This is a genomic window from Gallintestinimicrobium sp., assembly GCF_046968865.1.
GTDB classification, from domain to species: domain Bacteria; phylum Bacillota; class Clostridia; order Lachnospirales; family Lachnospiraceae; genus Gallintestinimicrobium; species Gallintestinimicrobium propionicum.
On record NZ_JBKVPW010000006.1, the window covers coordinates 137,440 to 160,613 of the forward strand.

Annotated in this window: 18 protein-coding genes; 6 read left to right on the plus strand and 12 right to left on the minus strand. The window is 47.6% G+C overall.

The window, feature by feature from the left end; genetic code table 11:
• Positions 1-935: 935 nt before the first annotated feature.
• Together ACLTOQ_RS07365 and ACLTOQ_RS07370 are read right to left on the minus strand one after the other, a co-directional pair.
• Positions 936-1,109, minus strand: a complete 174-nt coding sequence (locus tag ACLTOQ_RS07365) for a hypothetical protein (RefSeq protein WP_262586920.1) — start codon at positions 1,107-1,109, stop codon at positions 936-938.
• Positions 1,110-1,156: 47 nt separating this feature from the next.
• Complete coding sequence (locus ACLTOQ_RS07370) at positions 1,157-2,308, minus strand: transposase (RefSeq protein WP_412318676.1); 1,152 nt, start codon at positions 2,306-2,308, stop codon at positions 1,157-1,159.
• A gap of 115 nt (positions 2,309-2,423) precedes the next feature.
• On the opposite strand from ACLTOQ_RS07370, the gene ileS reads away from it, so the two are divergent.
• Positions 2,424-5,588: an isoleucine--tRNA ligase gene (gene ileS / locus ACLTOQ_RS07375; RefSeq protein WP_117960043.1), complete on the plus strand. Its 3,165-nt coding sequence runs from the start codon at positions 2,424-2,426 to the stop codon at positions 5,586-5,588.
• Between the two features lie 240 nt (positions 5,589-5,828).
• Here the strand turns inward: ileS and ACLTOQ_RS07380 are convergent, their stop codons facing one another.
• On the minus strand, positions 5,829-7,256 hold the full coding sequence (locus ACLTOQ_RS07380) for an MATE family efflux transporter (RefSeq protein WP_118496772.1): 1,428 nt from the start codon (positions 7,254-7,256) through the stop codon (positions 5,829-5,831).
• Positions 7,257-7,552: 296 nt separating this feature from the next.
• Between ACLTOQ_RS07380 and ACLTOQ_RS07385 the strand changes: the two genes are divergently transcribed.
• The 3 genes from ACLTOQ_RS07385 to ACLTOQ_RS07395 all read left to right on the plus strand — a co-directional run bounded on the left by ACLTOQ_RS07385 (position 7,553) and on the right by ACLTOQ_RS07395 (position 11,628).
• A complete protein-coding gene (locus tag ACLTOQ_RS07385; protein ID WP_021915171.1) occupies positions 7,553-9,445 on the plus strand; it encodes an ABC-F family ATP-binding cassette domain-containing protein in 1,893 nt (630 codons plus the stop codon).
• Positions 9,438-10,313: a methionyl aminopeptidase gene (locus tag ACLTOQ_RS07390; RefSeq protein ID WP_021915170.1), complete on the plus strand. Its 876-nt coding sequence runs from the start codon at positions 9,438-9,440 to the stop codon at positions 10,311-10,313. The genes ACLTOQ_RS07385 and ACLTOQ_RS07390 overlap by 8 nt, the downstream gene beginning before the upstream one ends.
• A 148-nt stretch (positions 10,314-10,461) precedes the next feature.
• Entirely contained in the window at positions 10,462-11,628 is a 1,167-nt protein-coding gene (locus ACLTOQ_RS07395) for an MFS transporter (protein ID WP_118496770.1), read from the plus strand.
• 92 nt (positions 11,629-11,720) lie between these two features.
• Here the strand turns inward: ACLTOQ_RS07395 and ACLTOQ_RS07400 are convergent, their stop codons facing one another.
• From ACLTOQ_RS07400 to ACLTOQ_RS07430, 7 genes are all read right to left on the minus strand, one after another.
• A complete protein-coding gene (locus tag ACLTOQ_RS07400) occupies positions 11,721-13,583 on the minus strand; it encodes an ABC transporter ATP-binding protein (RefSeq protein ID WP_021915169.1) in 1,863 nt (620 codons plus the stop codon).
• A gap of 2 nt (positions 13,584-13,585) precedes the next feature.
• Entirely contained in the window at positions 13,586-15,409 is a 1,824-nt protein-coding gene (locus ACLTOQ_RS07405; RefSeq protein WP_412287826.1) for an ABC transporter ATP-binding protein, read from the minus strand.
• Between the two features lie 96 nt (positions 15,410-15,505).
• Positions 15,506-16,168, minus strand: coding sequence for a sensor histidine kinase (locus tag ACLTOQ_RS07410; protein WP_118496768.1), 663 nt, complete (start codon positions 16,166-16,168; stop codon positions 15,506-15,508).
• A 5-nt stretch (positions 16,169-16,173) separates the two neighbouring features.
• The gene (locus ACLTOQ_RS07415; RefSeq protein WP_021915166.1) at positions 16,174-16,872 is read right to left on the minus strand and encodes a LytR/AlgR family response regulator transcription factor; all 699 of its coding nucleotides are present in this window, start codon (positions 16,870-16,872) and stop codon (positions 16,174-16,176) included.
• 41 nt (positions 16,873-16,913) lie between these two features.
• A complete protein-coding gene (locus ACLTOQ_RS07420) occupies positions 16,914-17,153 on the minus strand; it encodes a hypothetical protein (RefSeq protein ID WP_118496766.1) in 240 nt (79 codons plus the stop codon).
• An 11-nt stretch (positions 17,154-17,164) separates the two neighbouring features.
• Positions 17,165-17,779 (minus strand): helix-turn-helix domain-containing protein, encoded by a 615-nt coding sequence (locus ACLTOQ_RS07425; RefSeq protein WP_021915165.1) that lies wholly within the window; start codon positions 17,777-17,779, stop codon positions 17,165-17,167.
• Positions 17,779-17,988 carry a helix-turn-helix domain-containing protein gene (locus ACLTOQ_RS07430; protein WP_021915164.1) on the minus strand — a complete coding sequence of 70 codons (210 nt, stop codon included), beginning with the start codon at positions 17,986-17,988 and terminating at the stop codon, positions 17,779-17,781. Before ACLTOQ_RS07430 ends, ACLTOQ_RS07425 begins: the two co-directional genes overlap by 1 nt.
• A gap of 99 nt (positions 17,989-18,087) precedes the next feature.
• Here ACLTOQ_RS07430 and ACLTOQ_RS07435 point away from each other — a divergent pair, with 99 nt between their 5' ends.
• Positions 18,088-19,197: a DUF4368 domain-containing protein gene (locus ACLTOQ_RS07435; RefSeq protein ID WP_337622894.1), complete on the plus strand. Its 1,110-nt coding sequence runs from the start codon at positions 18,088-18,090 to the stop codon at positions 19,195-19,197.
• A 162-nt stretch (positions 19,198-19,359) separates the two neighbouring features.
• Here the strand turns inward: ACLTOQ_RS07435 and ACLTOQ_RS07440 are convergent, their stop codons facing one another.
• Both ACLTOQ_RS07440 and ACLTOQ_RS07445 read right to left on the minus strand, forming a co-directional pair.
• Positions 19,360-20,178, minus strand: a complete 819-nt coding sequence (locus ACLTOQ_RS07440; protein ID WP_412319167.1) for a TrmH family RNA methyltransferase — start codon at positions 20,176-20,178, stop codon at positions 19,360-19,362.
• Entirely contained in the window at positions 20,153-21,943 is a 1,791-nt protein-coding gene (locus tag ACLTOQ_RS07445; protein WP_412319168.1) for a glycoside hydrolase family 2 protein, read from the minus strand. The genes ACLTOQ_RS07440 and ACLTOQ_RS07445 overlap by 26 nt, the downstream gene beginning before the upstream one ends.
• Before the next feature lie 435 nt (positions 21,944-22,378).
• On the opposite strand from ACLTOQ_RS07445, the gene ACLTOQ_RS07450 reads away from it, so the two are divergent.
• Positions 22,379-23,152 carry a hypothetical protein gene (locus ACLTOQ_RS07450; protein ID WP_412287823.1) on the plus strand — a complete coding sequence of 258 codons (774 nt, stop codon included), beginning with the start codon at positions 22,379-22,381 and terminating at the stop codon, positions 23,150-23,152.
• Positions 23,153-23,174: the final 22 nt, after the last annotated feature.

Sequence of the window (23,174 nt, forward strand, 5' to 3'; positions counted from 1 at the left end):
TAAGCATATTAGAGATAGTGGGTAATCCTATTCTATTTTCTAAACAATCAGGAAAAATCAATCCGATAAAAATCCAACGATATAATAGAGTCGGCAGAAAAAGACGTTCAGAAAAAACTGGATTATGTTTATCATAAAGAAAAATCCGGAAAAAGTCAATTTCCTTATAGTGAGAAAGCCAGACACTTAACAACAGCAATCAGAGCCGACGGTGCTATTTCGGCAGGAACAGCAGGTGTCGTAACTCTGGCAATGGGAAAAGCATTTATAAAAGTTTGTCAAATGGTAAAGCTTGGAAAACTGAGCGAAGCAGAGATTACGTCCTCCAAAGGAGCTGCAGTTATGAAAACCGAGTTTAAAAAGCAGATTCAAAAGAAAAAAGACTAGGTTACGGTTCAAATGTGCCGTTCGCTCCAGGAAAATCTTCCCATTCCGCTTGACAATGCCGCAATTCGGGTTTTATAATCTATGGCATCGGAATGCACACGCATTCCAGCCTCATAGAAACAGGTTAAAAAAAAGAAAGACTGTGACGAAGACAGTAAGCCATCGTTGAAAGCTGCAGCGAGCCGGTGCAGGTGCAAGACCGGTGCGAGTAGAGTTGGTTGAAAATCCCTTCCGAGTTGTGCGGTCAAACGGTATTCGGGGCAGATCCGGTTTCCGAAGAGCAGAAGCTTTTGCAGGAAACACAGGATCAGGGTATCTGGTAGGCAGCAACGTCAGTTTCCGGCGTTATCGGAGCGCATATTTCCCGGCAGATTTGATTTGCAGCGGGCGTATGTTGTAACGGGTGGTGAAACGAAGTCACGAACAAGTGCCTCGTCCCTTTACAGGGACGGGGCTTTTTTACTTTATAGGAAAGACCGCCTACGGCGATCTCTTGAATTGAAAAAGGCCCGCACGGAGGCGGGCACAACAAGCAGACGATAGATGGCTTAGAAGATATAAAAACCTTCTTCACCAAAACCGTCATCAAGTTCATCATCATTTAAGAAATAGTCCATATCCAGAAGTGCATCCTCGCTCATAATGCGAATGTCCTGGGATGTCATACCTTCCGGCGGATTATCCATGTATTTTTTACGCAGTGCCTCGATATCTGGTTTCATGGTGTTCATCCTCCTTTTAGAGGATTATAACATAAGAATCGAGAAAATCATGCAGAAGAACGCTTTCCACGAGATTTGGACATTACTTTCTCGTACATTTCTTCGAGGGAAACGCGCTGGTGGTTGAAGTATAGTTCTAAGAATTCCATCCTATGCTGGCAGTCAGGGCATACCAAGGGATCATACCCAAAAGAAGACAAAATAGCAGTTCGCCACTGATTAAAGCTGTGGTAGATATGATGTTTGCTTTTGGAAATGGCACGATAGAGTTTGGAATCAATTTCTCGGTGACGTGCATAAATCCCACCATACCGAATCATTTTAAAATGTTTTTCAGGAATGTGGCGAATGAGACGCTGGATGAATTCCATAGCAGGAATCGTTTCTTCTATGTATTGTTCATCCTCATGCCGGTTGTAATGGAAAGTGACCATTTCACCATCGTATTTATCAATTCGGGATGTGGCAATGACAGGGCGACCAAGATAACGCCCAATGTATTTTACAACAATTCTGGGATCGCAGAGGTTGGGTTTGGCATAAACATAAAAACCTTGTTGGTGTTCACGATAACATTTCGCCTTCACTTTTTTGAAAGAAGAACCGATTTTGGATTCCATTTCATTGAGCAGAGCCGTGCGAAAAGCATTGCGTAAAAAAGTGTAATCAAAGTGTTTGACATTACGCCAAACACCATCATCGCTGTAACCACCTTCAGATATGAGGCAGTGGATATGTGGATTCCATTTCAGATCTCTGCCAAAAGTATGTAAAACCATAATAAAACCGGGTGTGAAGTTTTTGGATTTATTCATTTTGTAAAACATACGGGTGATAACGCTGTTTGCAGAGTGAAACAGACAATCGAGTAGAGAACGATCCTTGAGAAAGAATTCACGAAGACTTTTATCGATTGTGAAAACACAATGGCGATGTGTGACATTAACCAGTTTAAAGGACATACTGGTAGTGCGTTCCATGGCATATTTGTTGCCGCAGGTAGGGCAGAAACGGCTATGACAGCGGAAAGGAACAAATTTAAGATTTCCGCAGTGAGGACAGCCGTACATGGCACCACCGAAAGATGGATCACCGCAATGAATCATCTTATCGATATTTTCCATCTCAGTTTTTCTGGGATGAAGAGTATATTCAATTTCTTCATAATAGTCAGTAAAAATCTGTTGTAAAACATTCATAAGACTATTATGCATGAAATAGTAACAAAAAGAAATCCCACCCCTCAAGATTGAGGGGCAGGGGAGTTGAATAGGCGAAGCCTATTTTTTATTTTCAAAGGAAAGGAACAAAGCCATGTACAACAAAGTTGACACAAACTTGAATTTCATGGAACGCGAAAAGAACGTTGAACAGTTCTGGCGTGACAATGATATTTTTAAAAAGAGTATGGAACAGCGCAAGCAGGGTCCGACCTACACATTCTATGACGGACCTCCGACTGCAAACGGCAAACCGCATATCGGACATCTGGAAACCCGTGTTATCAAGGACATGATTCCTCGTTATCGCACCATGAAGGGCTATTATGTACCCCGTAAGGCAGGCTGGGATACCCACGGACTTCCGGTTGAGCTGGAAGTGGAAAAGCTGCTGGGTCTGGACGGCAAGGATCAGATCGAACAGTACGGACTGGTTCCTTTTATTGATAAATGTAAGGAAAGCGTCTGGAAGTACAAAGGCATGTGGGAAAAATTTTCCGATACCGTTGGTTTCTGGGCAGATATGGACAATCCCTACATCACCTATGATGATAACTATATCGAATCCGAGTGGTGGGCATTAAAGCAGATCTGGGACAAAAACCTGTTATACAAAGGCTTTAAGATCGTTCCCTACTGTCCTCGCTGCGGAACACCGCTGTCTGCACAGGAGGTTGCGCAGGGCTATAAGGATGTCAAGGAACGTTCTGCAGTCGTTCGCTTCAAGGTAGTCGGCGAAGATGCTTATTTCCTGGCATGGACAACCACGCCGTGGACCCTGCCCTCCAACGTTGCACTCTGCGTAAATCCGAACGAAGCATACTGCAAGGTAAAAGCTGCTGACGGCTATACCTATTATATGGCAGAAGCTCTGCTGGATACTGTTCTTGGCAAGCTGAATGCGGAAAATCCGGAAGCTCCCGCCTATGAAGTGCTGGAAACCTACACCGGTAAAGATCTGGAATACAAGGCGTATGAGCCGTTGTTTGACTGTGCAGTGGATATCTGCAAAAAACAGAATAAGAAAGCCTACTATGTAACCTGCGATACGTACGTTACCCTGACAGATGGTACCGGCGTGGTTCATATCGCACCTGCATTCGGTGAAGACGATGCAAACGTAGGCAGAAAATATGATCTTCCGTTCGTACAGCTGGTAGACGGTAAAGGCGATATGACCAAAGAAACTCCCTGGCCGGGTGTATTTGTAAAGAAAGCAGATCCCCTTGTCCTGCAGGCTCTGGAGGATGCGCACCTGCTGTTTGCGGCTCCGAAGTTTGAGCACAGCTATCCTCACTGCTGGAGATGCGACACGCCCCTGATCTACTACGCAAGAGAATCCTGGTTCATCCGCATGACGGCAGTCCGCGATGAACTGATTGCAAATAACAATACTGTAAACTGGATTCCGGAATCCATCGGTAAAGGACGTTTCGGCGACTGGCTGGAAAACGTACAGGACTGGGGTATTTCCAGAAACCGTTACTGGGGAACTCCTCTGAACGTATGGGAATGCTCCTGCGGACATATGGAATCCATCGGCAGCCGTCAGGAGCTGTTTGAAAAATCCGGCAATGAAAAGGCGCTGACTGTAGAGCTGCATCGTCCTTATATCGACGAGATCACAATGAAGTGCCCGGAGTGTGGCGGTACCATGCACCGTGTTCCCGAAGTAATCGACTGCTGGTTTGACTCCGGCGCAATGCCCTTTGCACAGCATCATTATCCCTTTGAAAATCAGGACGTATTTAAGAGACAGTTCCCGGCACAGTTCATTTCCGAGGCTGTTGACCAGACAAGAGGCTGGTTTTACTCTCTGATGGCGGAATCTACGCTGCTGTTTAACCGCTCTCCTTTTGAAAACGTTATCGTTATGGGTCACGTTCTCGATGAAAATGGTCAGAAGATGAGTAAGTCCAAGGGCAATGCGGTGGATCCCTTCGAAGCCCTGGAAAAATACGGCGCAGATGCAAACCGCTGGTATTTCTATACAGTATCCGCTCCCTGGATTCCGAAGCGCTACAGCGGCAAGGCAGTTATGGAAGGTCAGCGTAAGTTCATGAGCACGCTGTGGAACTCCTATGCGTTCTTTGTACTGTATGCGAATATCGATAATTTCAATGCGGCAGAGCACACTCTGGAATATGATAAGCTTTCCGTTATGGATAAATGGATTTTGTCCAGACTCAACACCATGGTAAAGGCTGTGGATGAAAACCTGGATCAGTACCGTATCCCAGAAGCTGCAAGAGCACTGCAGGATTTTGTGGATGATTTAAGTAACTGGTATGTAAGAAGAAGCCGGGAACGTTTCTGGGCAAAGGGCATGGAGCAGGATAAGATCAACGCTTACATGACACTGTATACAGCGCTTGTGACAACTGCCAAGGCTGCAGCCCCGATGATCCCGTTTATGACAGAGGATATTTACAGAAACCTCGTCTGCAGCGTAGATGCAAGCGCTCCGGAAAGCGTTCATCTGTGCGACTTCCCGACCGTGGATACCGCTATGATCGATGAGAAGCTGGAAGAGGATATGAAAGAGGTTCTGGAAATCGTCGTTATGGGACGTGCGTGCCGTAACACGGCAAACATCAAGAACCGTCAGCCTATCGGCACGATGTTTGTCAAAGCCGACAAGCAGCTGTCTGATTTCTATCAGGAAATCATCGAAGACGAATTAAATGTCAAGAAGGTAGTCTTCACAGATGACGTGCGTGACTTTACTGCATACACCTTCAAGCCTCAGCTGCGTACAGTTGGACCCAAATACGGCAAACAGCTTGGCGGCATCAAAAAGCATTTGGATGAGCTGGATGGAAATGCTGCAATGGATGAGCTGGAAAGCGTTGGAGCACTGAAATTTGACGTGAACGGCACAGAAGTGGAGCTGACCAAAGAGGACCTGCTGATCGATATGGCTCAGAAGCCCGGTTATGTATCTGAGGCAGACAACTACATGACAGTTGTTCTGGACACCAACCTGTCTGAGGAGCTGCTGGAAGAGGGCTTTGTATACGAAGTCATCAGCAAGATCCAGACTATGCGTAAGGATGCAGGCTTTGAAGTGATGGATCACATTAAGGTTTCTGTCTGCGGCAATGAGAAGGTAGAAGGCATTGTTGCACGGAATGAAGCAATGATCGCCGGCAAGGTTCTGGCGGATGCGTTCGTCGGTGAAGAGGCGCTTGCAGTCAGCAAGGAGTGGAACGTTAACGGAGAAACCGTTACCATTGGTGTAGAAAAAGTAAACGCATAAACAGCGCAAGCACGCGGCGCGGGCAGGGCGGTTGAAGCGGCAGCCTGCCGTCAAATGGCTCTGCACGTGTCATGCGCAGCATCGGAAGGCTGGAAGAAGTGCAGCTGTCTGATGCCAATATGCGAATAAAAAATCCCGGAGCAGGATGCTGTCTGGCAAATATTTGCTGAGAAGACATTCTGCTCCGGGTTTTTTGTGTCTTTGCCGGATGGCGTGGGGCGCTGCATCAAGCCTGCGCCCTCACTCGTCCCGCGTCAGCTTCCGAATCCAGTTGCCGTAGTTGGATTCCAGAAAGGCGGGCACGCATTTAAAAATCTGATCTGCGTTCAGACACCAGACCACGACGGTCGGGGATGCATGCATCACAAACGCCATGAAAAACGACAGCGGCAGGACGATGCACCAGATGCTGATCAGGTCCATTTTGACGACGAAAAGTGCGTTCCCGCCGCCGCGGATGATGCCGTTATTGGTGGGCATCTGATAAGTCATGCCGACGCAGATGACACTCAGGATGATGAGAAAAGTATTTGCCATTTCCTTTGTGGCAGGCTGCAGATCGTAGATCGAGAGGATCGGGATACGGATGAAAAACAGTGTAATGCCGGACAGTACACCAATGCATAAAAACAGACGCTGCAGCAGTTTGGAATAGTGTTTTGTCAGCGGGATGTCACCGGAGCCGACTGCTTTTCCGATCATGACGGAGGCTGTGGAGGAAGCACCGACGGCGGTGGATTTGATGAGCATGTAAAGGGTCGAGGCAACGCTGTTTGCCGCGATGGCAGCAGCTGTCATATGCCCTAAAATAACGGTCTGCAGGGCGGTATTGACGCCCCAGAGTCCATTCGTGACGAGCATAGGGGCTGTTGTTTTGAGGTAATCCTTCGTCAGAACCGGATCGACATGGAAGTAATTGGAAAAATGCAGCCCGAGCTTTTTGCCTGCGCTGCGGAAAAGGTAAACAAGCAGAACGATAACCTCCAATATGCGGGCGGTCAGCGTGCCGATCGCCGCACCGCGGATGCCCAGCTGCGGGAATCCGAAATGACCGAAAATCAGAAGATAGTTAATCGAACAATTGACAAGTAGTGCCATACAGGAAAGCCGGAACGCAATGCCGACGATTTCCACGCTTCGAAGGGTTGCGAGCAGAATCTGTGTGATTGCAAAGAACAGGTAAGTAAAACGGATAATACTCAGATACTGTGCGCCCTGTTCGAGGATGGCGGAATCCGTCGTGAAAATCCGAAGCGCCTGTATCGGGAAAATGCTGACCAGCAGGAATAAAACTGCAGAAAGCAAAAGCCCGAAGTGCATGGCGGATGCGGCGATTTTGCGCAGCGGGGAAAGCTGCTTTTTGCCCCAATACTGGCTGCCGAACATGACGAGTCCATCGCCCAGGGCAGTAAGCAGGCACTGATAGACGAACTGAATCTGATTGACGGCTGCAGCACCGGACAGTGCAGATTCACCGTAAGCTCCGAGCATCATGTTGTCGGCGAGATTGACGGAAAGCGTCACGACATTCTGCAGGACGAGCAGCGGATACATGGAAAAAAACGCCTTATAAAAAGCGGAATCGGACGGCTTTTTAGAATGGAATCCGGAGCGGCTGAGCCGGGAATCGGACAAATTTTGACTGGAAATGGATTGTTCCTGTTGCATGGGAGTGACCTCTTTCGTAAATACATTTTTTGCGGGTGGGAAATCTGCCTACACAGTCGCGCCATTCGCAGCTTCCTGCAGATAGATTTTTCTGCGAGCAGAAAATTTATCCACAGAAAGCTATGAGTAAGCTATGTGTGCACTGTACCACGTTTTGCCATGTAAAAACAATGGAAAAAAACAACTTCTTGCACGAATGCAGGGGGAGAATTATAATAGAAATGGCGTTTTGGCAGTTTGTGAACAGAAGTTAGAGAAAACTGACCAAAATGACCGCAGCAGAAATGAGGATTGCAATGAATTTACTTTCCATAGAACATTTATCAAAATCATACAGCCGACGGCAGCTGTTTGATGATACGTCGTTTTTTCTGCAGGAGGGCGAAAAGGTCGGGATCATCGGCATCAACGGAACCGGCAAGTCCACGCTGTTAAAAATCATGGCGGGGCTGGAAGAGACGGACGAGGGTACAGTGACGAAAGCGAACCATGCGGTGATCGCCTATCTGCCCCAGCACCCGGTCTTTGATCCGGAAATGACGGCCCTTGACTGTGTGCTGGCAGGACACAGGGAGCTGTCCGGACCGGAATCCGGACAGGCAGAGAAGCGGGATCATCAGGATGAGGCGGCGCTTGTGACAAAGGCGAAAACGATGCTGACGAAGCTGGGCGTTTCGAATTTTGACCAGAAATCGGGCGAGCTATCCGGTGGACAGAGAAAACGCCTTGCGCTGGTGAGCGTTTTATTAAAGGAAGCGGATATTTTGCTTCTGGACGAGCCGACGAACCATCTGGACCATGAAATGGCGGACTGGCTGGAGGAGCAGCTAAAACAGCGCAAAGAGGCGTTGGTGATGATTACTCATGACCGGTATTTCTTAGACAGTGTGTGCAATCGGATCGCAGAGGTCGACAAGGGAAAGCTTTATTCTTACGACACGAACTATGCCGGTTATCTGGAATTAAAGGCGCAGCGGGAAGAAATGGCACAGGCAACGGAGCTAAAGCGCCAGAATATCCTTCGGACAGAGCTTGCATGGGTACAGCGCGGCGCGCGGGCGCGTTCGACAAAGCAGAAAGCGCGTCTGGAACGCTATGAAGAGCTGAAAAATCGCAAGGCGCCGGAGACGGACGGACAGGTGGAGCTCGGCAGCATTTCCACGCGCCTTGGCAGGACGACCCTGGAAGCCCGTCATGTGGAGAAGGGATACGGGGACAGAATTCTGATTCACGATTTTTCGTATATTTTTCTGAAAAATGACCGTGTCGCGTTTATTGGCGCAAACGGATGTGGAAAGACGACGCTGATGAAGCTTTTGACCGGAAAGGAACAGCCCGACAGTGGGGAAATTATCGTTGGACAGACTGTGAAAATCGGCTATTATGCGCAGGAAGTGACACATATGGATCCGAATATGCGCGTGATTGACTACGTCCGTGAGGTTGCGGAATTTGTGCCGACGACGGAGGGAAGCGTATCTGCGGCGAAGATGCTGGAGCGCTTTTTGTTTGAAGGAAGCGAGCAGTATACGGAGATCGGGCGCCTTTCCGGTGGGGAAAAACGGCGGCTGAATCTGCTGCGGGTGCTGATGGGCGCGCCCAATGTTCTCATTTTGGATGAGCCGACCAACGACCTCGACATCACAACACTGACAGTGCTTGAGGATTATCTGGATCATTTTGAGGGGATCGTCATCATCGTTTCCCATGACCGGTATTTTCTCGACCGGACGGTGAGCCGGATTTTCGCCTTCGAAGAGGGCGGACATCTGCAGCAGTACGAAGGCAATTACAGCGATTATGCGCTGCGTAAAAGTATGGAGACGCAGGAATTTGACAGTATAACAGAAGCCGGAAACGGCGGCAGAAAAGAAACCTCAGGGGAAAGGGGCGAGTCTGCAAGGGCAACCTGGAAAAAGCCTGCGCGGAAGCTGAAATTTACCTATCAGGAACAGAAGGATTATGATACGATTGAACAGGAGATGGCGGATCTGGAAGATTTGGTCTGTCGACTGGACGAGGATATTCTGAAGGCGGCGACGGACTTTGTCCGTTTAAACGAGCTGTCGAAGCAAAAGGAAGAGGCTTCTGCAAAGCTCGAAGAAAAAATGGAGCGGTGGATGTATCTGGAAGAAAAAGCTGCCAGAATTGAAGCCGGAGAACTGGAGGAAAACACAGAAAATGAGTAAGAAACTGGAACGTAACGACCCGTGCTGGTGCGGCAGCGGTAAAAAGTACAAGAATTGCCACATGCGGTTCGATGAAAAGATTCATGGCTTTGAGCTGGAAGGACATATTGTGCCGGGACATGATATAATCAAGACGCCGGAGCAGATCGAGGGCATCCGGGAAAGCGGTAAAGTGAATATCGCCGTTCTGGATTATGTGGCAGAGAATATCTGTGCCGGAATCAGCACAGAGCAGATCAACAAATGGGTTGACGACAAAACCCGCGAACTGGGCGGCATCCCGGCTCCACTCGGCTACGAGGGCTTCCCGAAGAGCGTTTGCACTTCCATCAACGACGAGGTTTGCCACGGTATTCCAAGTGAGGATGTGATCTTAAAAGAGGGCGATATCATTAACGTCGATGTTTCTACGATTTACAAAGGATATTTCTCCGATTCTTCGAGAATGTTTATCATTGGAAAGACGACGCCGGATAAGGAAAAGCTCGTGCGGGTTGCAAAGGAGTGCGTGGAAGAGGGCATCAAGGCGGTAAAACCGTGGACATTTCTGGGGGATATGGCGGATGCGGTCAACCGTCATGCAAAGGAAAACGGCTATAGTATCGTTGTGGATATCGGCGGACATGGCGTTGGACTGGAATTTCATGAAGATCCCTTTGTCAGCTATGTAACGCCAAAGGGGACAGAGATGCTGATGGTACCCGGAATGGTATTTACGATTGAGCCGATGGTAAACGCCGGAACAGCTGAAATTTATCAGGACGCCGATAATGGATGGACGATTTATACAGATGACGGCAAGCCGTCCGCACAGTGGGAGGTTACCGTTGCGGTAACAGAGGATGGCTGCGAGGTTTTGGTGTGGTAAGGTGTTTTTGCAGGCTTGCCGCCGATAAATAGAAAAATTATTCCATAATCTGATTGTCCAGTAGGATTTATTCTTAAAATCGGCGATGCTAAAAGTCGTACAAAAAGACAAAATGTATAAATCACTCTGAACAACAAGGAGATATGAAATGACGACGCTCTTATTACTTGTTATTTACATTGCGTTTATTAGTTTAGGAATTCCTGATTCACTATTTGGGACAGCTTGGCCAGCTATTTACTCTGAACTAACTTTGCCCATTTCCTATGGAAGTTTTGTAACAATCATAATATCCTGCGGAACTATTATTTCCAGTCTTTTAAGTTCACGGTTGCTTGCTCGATTTGGAACTGGATTTATTTGTATATTCAGCACGGCATTAACGGCAATTGCGTTGTTGCTATTTTCCTTTTCTAATAACTTTTACTTGTTATGCGTCTGCGCCTTACCTCTTGGATTAGGCGCAGGAGCAATCGATATTGCACTTAACAATTACGTTGCCCTCCATTATTCCGCAATACACATGAGCTTTTTACACTGTTTCTACGGTGTAGGTGTATCGGCCAGCCCATATATCTTATCAAAAATTATTGGATCACAAGGAAACTGGCGCACCGGGTACCAAACTGCCGCCAGTATTCAATTTGCAATTCTATTATTATTGATAGCCACAATAACCCTTTGGGGCAAAACTAAGATTTCGGTATCTTCTGCTTCTGTACGCCATGCATCCGGTCTTTCTTTTCGTACAATGGTCCGGATGCCAGGAGTCAAAGAAATCTGCTGTATGTTTATAACATCTTGCGGAATAGAATATACCTGTGGTAATTGGTGCAGTACATTTCTCGTTGAAAATAAAAATATGCCGATTGCCAACGCGGCTCAAGTAGTTATGTTATATTATATTGGCCTTACGCTTGGACGATTTTGTTCCGGTTTATTAGCTGTGCGGCTACATAGCTGGAAAATCATTCGATTGGGGCAAATTGTTCTTGGTGCAGGAATTCTCTTGCTCTTTATGCCTTTCCTGACAACATCCGTTATAGGCTTTTTCTTGATCGGCTTTGGTAACGGGCCGTTATTTCCAAACTTAAACTATTTAACCCCTGAGAATTTTGGAGAAAATATTTCTCAAAACATTATGGGAATACAGATGGCAGCTTCGTATCTGGGGATTATGTTGGCACCAGCCGTGTTCGGTATTCTCGGACAATGGATTGGGGTATGGTTACTGCCACTCTTTCTCATCTGTTTTTATTTTGTTATGTTGGCTTCACATTCACGGGCAAAACATTTTCTTCAGTCAAATTCCTAGTACATATCCAATTCTGTATGGACAACTAAACAAAACGAACCAAAAGCCCCTGTCCGATGGTACGAATCTGTTGGACAGGGGCATCTTTGTAGTTATTCTGTGTAATATTGTGCCTGCGCATTCCAAAGTTCATAATACTTGCCGTTTTCGTCTGCTACCAGTTCGGCGTGTGTGCCTTGCTGGATCACAGCACCCTCGTGGAATACAGCGATTTCATCGCAGAATTTGCAAGAGGACAGACGGTGAGAGATATAGATAGCCGTTTTATCACCTGCGATCTCATCGAACTTTGAATAGATCTCCGCTTCCGCAATCGGGTCAAGTGCTGCGGTCGGCTCGTCGAGGATAATAAACGGTGCATCCTTATAAAGCGCACGGGCAATGGCGATTTTCTGTGCTTCACCGCCCGAAACGTCAACTCCATCTTCATATACTCCCTTATAGAGTGTTGTATCAAGTCCCTTTTCCATCGTAGCAAGTCTGTCACCGAAGCCTGCATCCAACAGCGCCTTGCGTACTCGCTCCCGGTCATAGTTCATACTTCCCGCAACATTGTTTCCCAAAGGCTGACTTATAAGCTGAAAGTCTTGGAACACCACGGAGAAGATGTTTATGTAATCGTCATAGCGATACTTGCGAATGTCGATGCCGTTAAGTAGAATTTGCCCCTCTTGTGGATCGTACAGGCGGCACAGCAATTTAATAAATGTGGTTTTGCCGCTGCCATTTTCGCCCACGACAGCAAGTCGCTTGCCAACCTTGAACTTCATATTCACGTGGCGAAGCGCCCAAATATCGCTGCCGGGATACTTGAAGGACACATCTTTAAATTCCACTTCGTATCTACGATCAGATCTTTTTTCGGTAGTGAGGCTACCTTGGTACATAGCGTTCGGAATGTCAAGAAACTCAAAGGTCTTATCCAAGTAACCGGTGTTTGTCTCCAATGTTCCAAGCAAACCTGTTAAAGAAAACACATTGGCAACCATTGCGGTAGCTGCGCCCACATACTGCGTAATGCTTCCGACATCAAATGCACCGCCCCAAGCTTTTAGACAAGTAAACACATAGATAGAGCCGGTGATGAGAGTAGTAATACACACACCCAAGCTGGCATATATCCCCATTTTTCCTTGTGCTTGTCTGCCGATAGGACCATTCACACCAAAAGTAGAATTGGTACTCCAATATGCACGAACAAGGTTTTGCTGATTGTTCATTCGGATGTCTACGCTACGTTCCTTATCCATTCCAATGAATCCGAAATGCCTAAACAAACGATTTCCAAAGGTAGCTTCTTCAGCGTAGTTGCTCCAACACTTTGTTGCAATTGCGCTGAGTTTACCGGCAAGGATACTGACACCAATCATAATAACCGCAAAGAAAAGTATAAACAAAGGATTATTTAATGTTGCAAGCCAACCGGAATCATTCGGCACAGGTGAGGAAAACAAGGTGATTGTCAATGCAATTCCGCTGAAAATACCAATCACACTTATCATAAAACTTTCATATACTTCTTGAACCATCATCAATCCCCAATCGGCCCAATTTTCGTTTTGCTGGATCTGTGCTCGAAGATCATGGTTCTCCTGTTTATCAAGTTCTGAAAAGTCGAGAGAAAACATTTTGTGAATAAACAAAATTTCTTTTCTTCCCCACAGATCATTAAGCAGAGTGTTATAACGACGTTGCAGAAAGGCTTTCAAGATAGATACAACGCCAACACATAAGACCCCTGCAATTACCCATTTCCATAGGATGTCTGCTCTGCGCAGGGTTGCGAGTTCTGTCAATATCTGTGCTGAAAAGAAAACCGAGATATAAGGGAAAATAGCGCTGAAGAAGCAATGCAATGTCAAAAGTGGAAAGAACTTAGGAGATACCTTGTGGAGTTCCTTGATGCCACGCAAATGAGAAGAAACTGCATGGCGTATTGTTACTTTTTCTTTCATATTCAGAACTCCTTTCCTTCCTGGTAATAGCGGCTCTGTACTTCAAATAGATTTGCATATTCGCCGCCCAAAGCAAGCAAACTCTCGTGTGTGCCTTCTTCTTTTACGCCACCGTCCGCAACAAAGATAATTCGGTCACAAAAGCGGGTAGATGCCAAACGGTGTGAAATGAACATAGATGTTTTTCCCTGCGTCATCTCGCTGTATTTCATATAAATATCGTTTTCCGCTATGGGATCAAGCGCCGCTGTAGGTTCATCCAAAAGCAGAATCGGTCCATCCTTGTAGAGCGCTCTTGCCAACATCAATCGCTGCGTCTGACCGCCGGAGAACAAGACGCCATCCAGGTACACCTCACGTCCCACATGAGTCTGCATACCTTTTGGCAGCTTCTCGATTGTAGTTGTTAAGCCCGCCTTTTCCACACAATTCGCAATTTTGTCATAATCGATACCTTCTGTGGTTTGAGCAATTTCTTCGGCTACCGTGACATCCAATACGGAGAACTCCTGGAACACCGCACTAAACAGATCATAGTAGCTTCTGCGGTTGAAGCCACGAACGTCCTTTCCGTTTAACAGAACAAGACCTTCTGTCGGGTCTAACAATCCGCACAGAAGCTTGACCAAGGTAGTCTTACCTGCACCGTTCAGACCAACGATTGCCAACCTTTCACCGGGATGTACCGTCAAAGTTAATCCGTGAATGGTATCCTTGTCTGCGCCGGGATAACGGTAAGACACATTTTCCAGTTTCAACTCGTATCCATCCGCAGCAGGAATTTCTTTGCCTTCCTCAAATTTGAACGGCTCAGGATATTCCAAAAATTCACGAACACAGGAAATATCAAGACTCTCCTTGTGGAGGGTGCTCATTTCCTGCATAATACCCATAACCCAAGTGGTGAACGTGGTAACAGCCGTAAAATACAGAAGAAATTCCGATACGCTCAACCCTTCATTCAGCGCCATGTTGATGAGATACACATAAGCAATACCGTTACGAGCCATCGTGAGTACCGATTCTGTAATATCAGCAAGAACTTCGACACGCTCACAGCGCAGAGTAAAGTCTAGGTAAAGATTATGAATCTGATCCAGAAGCTCATTCAGCCAATTCTGTAAGCCAAAGATTCGGATGTCCTTCGCCAGCTCCACAGATTCGGACTTAGTACGCAGATAATATTTCTTTTGAAAATAGTTTTCTTCTTCATCTCTATGGGCATAGCGCCAGTTATTAGTGTATCTGGAAACGAAGAATCCCGCAACGCAAGTAGCAATCACAACAAGAAGAAGCAAGAAATCTATACGGGAAAGAATTGTCAGATAAACGATCAACCCGCCAACATTTTTGAGCAGCATAGTGATTGTCTGCCAGATGTGTTCGGTGGCTTGACTATTTCCCTCACACGTCATATGTGCCTTTTCACGCAGCTTAACGAAATTTGCATCCAATGTATTTGGATACGAAGTAACATTACACTTCCATGCAATTTTAGCAATGACGGCAGAACGCACATCAACTCGTGGAAATAGTGTGTTTTGTCTTATATATTCTTTAAATCCGTGCACGATAAAAAGCGCCGCCGTAAATACTCCGATAGTCGTTAGGAGTTCCCACAAAGGAGTTTTCTGCTCAACTCGTGCCAGCACCTCCGGAGCAATGTATAACTGAACTAAATTGAACAGCACTTCCAAAATAGCGGTAAGGACGCAAAATAATAGAACACGCTTGCCGTTTTTCCAAGCTATTTTCACCATCCAGCCTACATTTTGGAGGGTGTTGTATTTTGGCTTTTTGGCCTTTTGAATTTTTTCCTTAACCATAAAACCATCATCCTTTCTGAGCATAGGATAACACAAAAATTCGTCCCCAGATGATTTTGGGGACGAATCGTCATTTCCAGGTGATGAATTGCAATTTTATACCTGCGGAAGCAGTATTTCCGTTGTAAACGCTCCGTCCTCGCTATTGCGGCTGATATAGCCATCGAGCCGTTCCACAATGGCATCAATACGCACCAAGCCAAAGCCGTGACCTTCTCCCTTGGTGCTGCGGAAAAGTCTACCTTCCTTTTTCAACTTCTTATCTGCGGTGAAGTTGGTGAAGGAAATATAGAGTTGGGTGCTCTTCATATCCATATAGACACGAATGAGCCGTTGTTCCTCCGGCAGCTTCACACTTGCTTCGATGGCATTGTCAAAAAGATTGCCGATGATGCAGCACAAATCAATCTCAGAGGATTTCAGCTTGACGGGAATATGGGCATCCGCAACCACCGCAATACCCTTGGACTTTGCCAAAGAGATTTTTGAGTTCAGAATCGCATCCGTCATGGGATTACCTGTCTTGATAACCGTATCCACGGTAGTCAAATCTTCGTCCAGCAGGTCAAGATAGTTCTTGATAGCTTCCCAATTTTCTGTGGCGGCGTAGGCTTTCATCGTCTGAATGTGATTGCGGTAATCGTGCCGCCAACCACGAATCTGTCGATACATATTATCAACTTCACGATAATGCGTTTCAATCAGCTCGTGCTGATAGGATTCAATTTGTTTTTCTATGCGCTTTGAAAATAATCCCATCTGCTTCACCTCATGTTAATAATCGCTCGATTGATACCGTCATAAGCTCCTCTGGGCAAAGGAATGGCAGTTCCGTCAACGAGCTTAATTTCTGATTTGGTTACACGGCTGATCTGCGTCAGATTGATGATCGCAGAACGCCCGACACGGTAGAAACGTTCATCGAGCTGCTTTTCTAGTTCTCCGAGGGTCATTTTTACCGTCGTATCAGACAAGGCGTGTATTGTAACATAGTTTCCAAACACATCAGCGTACCGAATTTGATAAATCGGCAAACGCAGCATTTCTCCGCCGATCTCAAAATTCAATACCGTTTCATTTTTTTGCAGTTTCTCAGCAGCACGGTCAAGGACAGAACAGAGTTTTTCTTCCTTGACAGGCTTCATCAGATAGTGGAGTGCAGCTACCTCGTAGCCCTCCGAGATATAGTCGGAGTAGCCCGTGATGAACACGATCTGAACAATATCGTTGTTCTTGCGAAGCTGCTTCGCCATCGTCACACCGTCCATATCACCCATTTCAATATCCAGGAGCAGAATATCGTAGTCACTTTCCTCAGCATAGTGGAATAGGAAGTTTTCAGCAGACGTGAAAGTATCAGTATGTACCACCTGACCAGCTCCCGCTGCCCAACGGTTCACCATATTCAAAACATATTCTCTGTCTGCATCCGAATCGTCGCAGATTGCAATTTTATATTTCATCAAAATAACCTCGTGTTGTAAAATATCTCATTTATACTCAATCAATACCACCACGGCAGCTCCAGCCAGAAGTTATCCAAAGCCAGCTTTTCCGTGGACTTCGCTCTGCTCTCTGACAGGTGGAAGTGGTCCGCAGTTTCATTCAGGGGATGGAGTATATCATCTGCAAAGCCAAAGCGATACCAGAGGTAGGCTTTCTCTCGTGCCTCAATCATTTGCAGAGCCGTATGGATTTCTTCGTGGGTTTCCTTTGCAATGTAAATCTGCTCCGGATTCTGCACTCTGGAATCAGCTATATTGCCCTTGCTGCGGCTAAATCGCTGCCTGCTTCCTTTTTGATTTCCTTAACCACTGTCATAAAAGTGTTTTGAATCGTGGTCTGGTCTGCCTGATAAGTGGGAACTTTCATAGCATTGGCGGTTCTTGCGGCCTGTACTGCTTCGGGAGTTTGATTCTGTCCCAGCAGCAGAGAGCCAACGGTAGCAAACATCTGGTTTTGTGCGGCATATCCACCTGCAAGGGTATCATCCAAATGCTGTGCAATCATATAAGTAACCGTGGCGAAACGGGGATTTTCTAATAGACGGTTGACAACATCATTGTTGACTTTTCCGGTATAAAGGTTCTTTGCAGCTTCAACAGATAACCCTAGTTCTGAAATATCGTAGTTCTTTTTGTCCGGGATTACGGTAGTACCCAAGATAAAATCCGTGGAGACATTGAACACTCTGGCGATACGGATAACGCTTTCTTCGCTCAGCTTCTCAGTCTTTCCGCTGAGGAAGCGGCTGATTGTACTTTCGTTCACGTCAATCCGAAGTGCCAGCTCTCGCTGTGTCAACTTACGTTCTCTCATTACATCAATGATTCTTTTTCGGACATCGGCAGGTAAATAAGTATCTGCCATTATGCTTCCTTCTGTCTGTCAGCTTTCTGCTTGATATATTTTCCGCTTTTGATGCGGGCATCGGTCGGTTTCTCAGCGTCTGCCGGGATGATCCAGCGGCTTCCTGCCCGCTGTGCGCCCGGTATGCGGTCATTGTTGCAGAGGATACCAACTCTCCGGGGAGAGATCCCCCATTTCTCGGCAACTTCAAATGTAGACAGGTATTTCATTTCTGTATCGTCCCTCCTGATTCATAGTAGCTTCAATTATATTCTATTTACGGAACAATATCAACCAATTTTGTGTGAACACTGCCGTCCCGGACTTGCATTTTTACAAGTTTTCAGAGAGAGTTTTTAACCAGATACGCAAAAGAACATGGGTACACCAACCTGAAAATTCTGGTGGATGACGGCTATACCGGGACGAACTTCAATCGTCCCGGCGTACAGGAGGGCTTCGACCCTGTAAAGCAGGGACTTGTCGGCTGCTGGCTGGTCAAAGACCTGAGCCGCTTCGGGCGTGATTACCTGACTGTTGGACAGTACACAGACATTATCTTCCCCAGCTATGATGTGCGATTTATCGCCGTCAATGACGGGGTGGACAGTGAACGGGGCGACAGCGAGGGTATGGCTGCAATCCGAAATCTGTTCAATGAATGGTATCCCCGTGATACCAGCAAGAAAGTCCGTGTTAGTCTCCACCAAAGAGGAATCAGCGGCAAGCACATGGGCAAGCCGCCCTACGGCTACCGTTGTGACCCTGCGGACAAAGATCATTGGATTTTGGACGAAGATGCAGCTCCTATCGTCAAATATATCTTTGACCTGACTGTTTCAGGAAAAGGACCGGATGCCATAGCCAGAATTTTGGAAGATCAAAAAGTCCTGACGACAAAAGCCCTGTATGCCCAGCGCAAAGGAAAACCGATGCCGGAAAGACCGTATCATTGGGCTGGACAATCCGTTGCTGGTATTCTGGAACGGATGGAATACACAGGCTGTACCTGTAATTTCAAGATCTATTCCAAATCCTATAAGCTGAAACAGCGGATTCCCAATTCCCCGGAGGATATGTTCATCCTGCCGGATACGCAGGATGCTATTGTATCACAGGCTCAGTGGGACAGGGTGCAGGAGCGGTTAAAACTCGAAATCGAAGTGACGGAAGAATGGCTGGAAACGCAGGAAACCATGAGTGCAGATGTGGATGCCTTTGTAGCCCTGACACAGAAGTATGTGGATGTGCAGAAATTGACACCTACGATAGTCAATGAGTATATCAAGAAAATTGAGGTGTTTCCACCGGACAAATCCAGCGGCAAGCGGGTACAGAAGGTAAAAATCTATTTCAACTTCGTGGATGATGTAGAGATTCCTGTGATATCCGAGCCTGTTGTTGCGAAATCTACCCCTGGACGCAGAAAAACGGCGTGACCATTGAGGTCACACCGTTCTCTGCCCCTCGCAAAGCTAAATAGTACCTTATCACTATTAAACCTTGATTTTCCGGGGTTTTTGAACCATTTTGATACGGTTTGAACAGCAGATTATCTCTTGCTGAACTGAGGCGCGCGACGGGCTGCCTTGAGACCTGGTTTATTTTTTCCCCAGCTCCCAGAATGCGACTGCGCTTGCAGCGGCAACATTTAAGGAATCCACTCCGTGGAACATCGGGATACAGACGGTGTCGTCGCAGTTGTCGATGGTTTCATCCAACAGTCCTTCCCCCTCGGAGCCGAGGATGACAGCGAGCTTTTGTTTGGAAGAAAGTTTTGGATCATCAATCGAAACAGAATCACAGCGAAGCGCCATTGAAACGGTGTGGAAGCCGTGATTTTTTAATTCGGAAATCCCCGGAAGCGGCCAGCTGCTGTCCAGGAAGGTCCACGGAATCTGGAAAACGGTTCCCATGCTGACACGGATCGCGCGCCGGTAAAGCGGGTTGGAGCAGTCAGAGGTCAGCAGTACGCCGTCCATGCCGAGAGCGGCAGCGGAGCGGAAAATTGCGCCGATGTTGGTAGGGTTCATAATATTTTCCAGAATAACAAGACGGCTGGAAGTCCGGCAGAGTGCCTCGACGGAGGGGAGCCTCGGACGTCTCATGGCGCAGAGCATACCGCGGGTCAGGGCAAAGCCTGTCAGCTGTGTGAGCACCTCAAACGGGGCGGAAAAAAACGGGATGTCCGGGCAGCGTTCCAGAAACGGAACCGCCTGATTTTTCAGGTGTCTGTCCTCCGTCAGAAAAGAGATCGGGATGCAGCCGGCGTCCAGCGCGCGTTCGATGACCTTTGGGCTTTCGGCAATAAAAATTCCATTCTGCGGGTCGCAGCGGTTTAACAGCTGATTCTCGGAAAGACGGGCATAGATGTCCAGCTGCGGGTCAAGAAAATCAGTGATCGGTAGTATGGTCGGCATATGTTTTACATTCTCCAGCTTCTTTGAGCGCCCGGTTCCATTTGCGGAGCGTGTCGGGGTCAATTTTACAGATTTCTCTGTCGTAAGTATAAATTCCGTTTGTTTCCTCTTCAATGTCGGAAAGCTGTGTATACACGGTCGCGCCGATGCCTTTCTTGACAGCGGGCAGAATCGTCTGTCGGATCAGGTCGATATAGCCGTAGGTCAGCGTACCGGTGGAGTTGAATTTTTTGTAGCCGTATACTTTTTTACAGCAGCTGTGTCCGGGGATCGAAAGGGAATATCCCCCGAATTCGGTCAGCGCCGCCGCGCGTTTGCTTTCCGGTTTGAATTTTAATTTCAGAAAATAATAATGCAGGCTCAAAATATCGCCGCCCTTCTGGTCAAACCAGCCGCTTGCGTGATCGACCAGCCGGGAGGAATCGAGGGTGCGGATTTGTTCGCAGGCCGCGAGCGCGTCGAACTGCCCCCAGCCTTCATTAAATGGAACCCAGACGACGATACTGGGATGGTTGTACAAAAAGGCGATGGTTTCTGTGATTTCGCGCCGGAATTCGTCTTTTCCCTCGGGATGGAGCCGGGAGAGCAGACCGGCGTGCTTTTCATCGTCGGAAAAAGAAATATGGTTCCAGTTCATCAAAGTCGCCAGATAGGTGACGAACCAGTGTTTATAGGCGGAACCGCCGTTTACCATATCCTGCCAGACGAGCATGCCCAGCTGGTCGCAGTGGTAGTAAAAACGCTCGGGCTCGATTTTTGCGTGCTTGCGCAGCATGTTGAAGCCGAGCTTCTTCATCCGCAAAATATCGGCGGTCAACGCTTCGTCCGTCGGTGCGGTGTAGAGACTTTCCGGCCAGTAGCCCTGATCCAGTACGCCCGCCTGAAAATACGGTTTATTGTTTAAGAAAAAGCGTTGTGTGCCGTCCGGCGCGGTCTGGATATCGCATTTTCGCATCGCAAAATAGCTGGATACGCGATCGACGCCGCTTTTTAGGCTGACGAGATATAAAAACGGGTCTTCCGGTGTCCAGGGATGGAAATCGGGCAGAGAAACGATCAGCTCGGAGTTGGTCATACCGTTTATGCAGACCGGCTCCATGTCCTTGCCGGAGATCACGCATTCGACCGGGGCGGAGTGCTGTGTCAGCACTTTTAAGTGGACGAGTCCCTGGTCATAGTCGGTGTGATAAAAAATCTGTTCGATATAATTGACTGGAACAATTTCCATCCAGACCGTCTGCCACAGGCCACTCTGCGCCGTATAAAACATGCCGCCGGGCTTTAAGGACTGCTTGCCGCGCGCATGCCAGGACGTGTTGCTTTCATCCTGAATCCGGACGATCAGTTCGTTATCGCCCTCCTGGAGATAATCCGTGATATCTGCAGAAAAAGGCAGATAGCCGCCGCAGTGACGCACTGCAGAAATCCGATTGACAAAGACCTCCGCCGTCTGGTCTGCAGCGCCGAAATGGAGCAGGATGCGCTTATCCTGTTGCGGTTTTGCGAGGGGGATGGTGCGGCGGTACCAGAGATATTCGCCGGGCTTTAGCTGTCTGGAAACGCCCGAAAGCTGACATTCCGGGGAAAACGGAACCAGAATGCTCAAATCGAAGGAAAGCGGGATTTCTGGTGTTTTGGAAAAGGCGCATTCCCAACGCCCGTTTAAATTCAAATAAGAAGTACGAACCAGCGACGGTCGCGGATATTCCGGGAGAACGTTATGTTCATCGACCTGCCGACTGAATTTTGTCTGAAGCTGTATCATAATGCCTCTCATTCTGTCCTGCAGCAGTGACAATCCCATGCAGGGCAATCCTTGCGGAGTGGTTTTTTATATCTATGATTCCGGATGGGTCCGTGGGCAACATGGCAAAAGCCCCGACCTTGAGGTCTGTAGAGTGTTCTGTGCTGCGCATTCTCACAATCCTGCATCATCCTATATCAGTATATAGGAATGCGAAATTTTTGACAAGAATCGACCCGGAAAATGTGCCGCAGTTCGCGTGTCTCTTTTCACAGGAAAACTGAGCTGCGAATCAGCGGAAGGTATCGTAAAAAACAAATATTTTAACGCACAGAACATCTGTTTGTCAATCAGTTTGTAACTGGATGACAGACGTAAAAATCTGGAATAAAATGATAACAGAGTAAAAAACAGGCTGCCGCAATCCCACTGGCATAAGGCGATGGGAAGTTCACAATGCAGACAGGGGCGATGACGATGAAGAGCAGGATGACGGTGACAGAGGCGCTGAAGGAGCGCGAACTTTTAAAGAAGCGGATCACGAAGAAGATCGGACAGCTGGGAAGGGAGGCAGGCACGGACGGCGCTTTTGCAGAACGGAGAAGCGCGCGGTTCGACGCGTCTCAGACAGGCAGAAAGCAGGCACAGTCAGCTGTGTCTGGCAACATAGGGCATGGTGCGGTATCTGACGGGACAAGTGCGCATTGCGGTGCGCACCTCGATGCCGCCCTGCAGCAGATCCAAGCCCTGATCCTCCGGTATGATTCGATCTGCAGCGCGGTCGCCAGATCGAACGGAGAGACATGGCTGGATACCTCGCGCGGCTATATGACCGTCTCGGAGGCAGTCGCCCTGCGCAGCCGCCTGAACGATAAAGAGACAGCCGACACTGCATTTGAGCAGCTGTTGACGAATCGCCTGGAAAGCATTTTGAAAAAACAAAAGGTGTTTTCCAAGCACGGTCAGAATCCGTCTGGACGCCGCCCGGCGCTGAAAGGAAATGTAGTGATTTTACAGAATCCGTCTGCAGGAAGAGGCAGCGCTGGGCAGGAGAAAGGCAGCCGTGCCAACGCTGGACAGCTCAAGTCGCCGCAGCCTATCCTTTCTGCACAGGAGCTGTCGAAGTTCCGCAGTCTGACAGAAAGGATTCAGGAGAGCAGGGAAGAATTACTTCTGGAGCTGGACACGAAGCTTGCGCTGTCAAATGCTGCGACCTGGATTGAAGTGTAGCAGCAGGTCTGAATCCGCCGAG

What these genes read in the sequence shown, in the direction of transcription:
- ACLTOQ_RS07395 (WP_118496770.1), top strand. Translation starts at nt 10,462, where the DNA reads ATGACGACGCTCTTATTACTTGTTATTTACATTGCGTTTATTAGTTTA.
- ileS (WP_117960043.1), top strand. Translation starts at nt 2,424, where the DNA reads ATGTACAACAAAGTTGACACAAACTTGAATTTCATGGAACGCGAAAAG.
- ACLTOQ_RS07410 (WP_118496768.1), bottom strand. Translation starts at nt 16,168, where the DNA reads ATGGGATTATTTTCAAAGCGCATAGAAAAACAAATTGAATCCTATCAG.
- ACLTOQ_RS07380 (WP_118496772.1), bottom strand. Translation starts at nt 7,256, where the DNA reads ATGCAACAGGAACAATCCATTTCCAGTCAAAATTTGTCCGATTCCCGG.
- ACLTOQ_RS07365 (WP_262586920.1), bottom strand. Translation starts at nt 1,109, where the DNA reads ATGAAACCAGATATCGAGGCACTGCGTAAAAAATACATGGATAATCCG.
- ACLTOQ_RS07445 (WP_412319168.1), bottom strand. Translation starts at nt 21,943, where the DNA reads ATGATACAGCTTCAGACAAAATTCAGTCGGCAGGTCGATGAACATAAC.
- ACLTOQ_RS07400 (WP_021915169.1), bottom strand. Translation starts at nt 13,583, where the DNA reads ATGAAAGAAAAAGTAACAATACGCCATGCAGTTTCTTCTCATTTGCGT.
- ACLTOQ_RS07370 (WP_412318676.1), bottom strand. Translation starts at nt 2,308, where the DNA reads ATGAATGTTTTACAACAGATTTTTACTGACTATTATGAAGAAATTGAA.
- ACLTOQ_RS07440 (WP_412319167.1), bottom strand. Translation starts at nt 20,178, where the DNA reads ATGCCGACCATACTACCGATCACTGATTTTCTTGACCCGCAGCTGGAC.
- ACLTOQ_RS07385 (WP_021915171.1), top strand. Translation starts at nt 7,553, where the DNA reads ATGAATTTACTTTCCATAGAACATTTATCAAAATCATACAGCCGACGG.
- ACLTOQ_RS07390 (WP_021915170.1), top strand. Translation starts at nt 9,438, where the DNA reads ATGAGTAAGAAACTGGAACGTAACGACCCGTGCTGGTGCGGCAGCGGT.
- ACLTOQ_RS07430 (WP_021915164.1), bottom strand. Translation starts at nt 17,988, where the DNA reads ATGAAATACCTGTCTACATTTGAAGTTGCCGAGAAATGGGGGATCTCT.
- ACLTOQ_RS07425 (WP_021915165.1), bottom strand. Translation starts at nt 17,779, where the DNA reads ATGGCAGATACTTATTTACCTGCCGATGTCCGAAAAAGAATCATTGAT.
- ACLTOQ_RS07450 (WP_412287823.1), top strand. Translation starts at nt 22,379, where the DNA reads ATGCAGACAGGGGCGATGACGATGAAGAGCAGGATGACGGTGACAGAG.
- ACLTOQ_RS07415 (WP_021915166.1), bottom strand. Translation starts at nt 16,872, where the DNA reads ATGAAATATAAAATTGCAATCTGCGACGATTCGGATGCAGACAGAGAA.
- ACLTOQ_RS07405 (WP_412287826.1), bottom strand. Translation starts at nt 15,409, where the DNA reads ATGGTTAAGGAAAAAATTCAAAAGGCCAAAAAGCCAAAATACAACACC.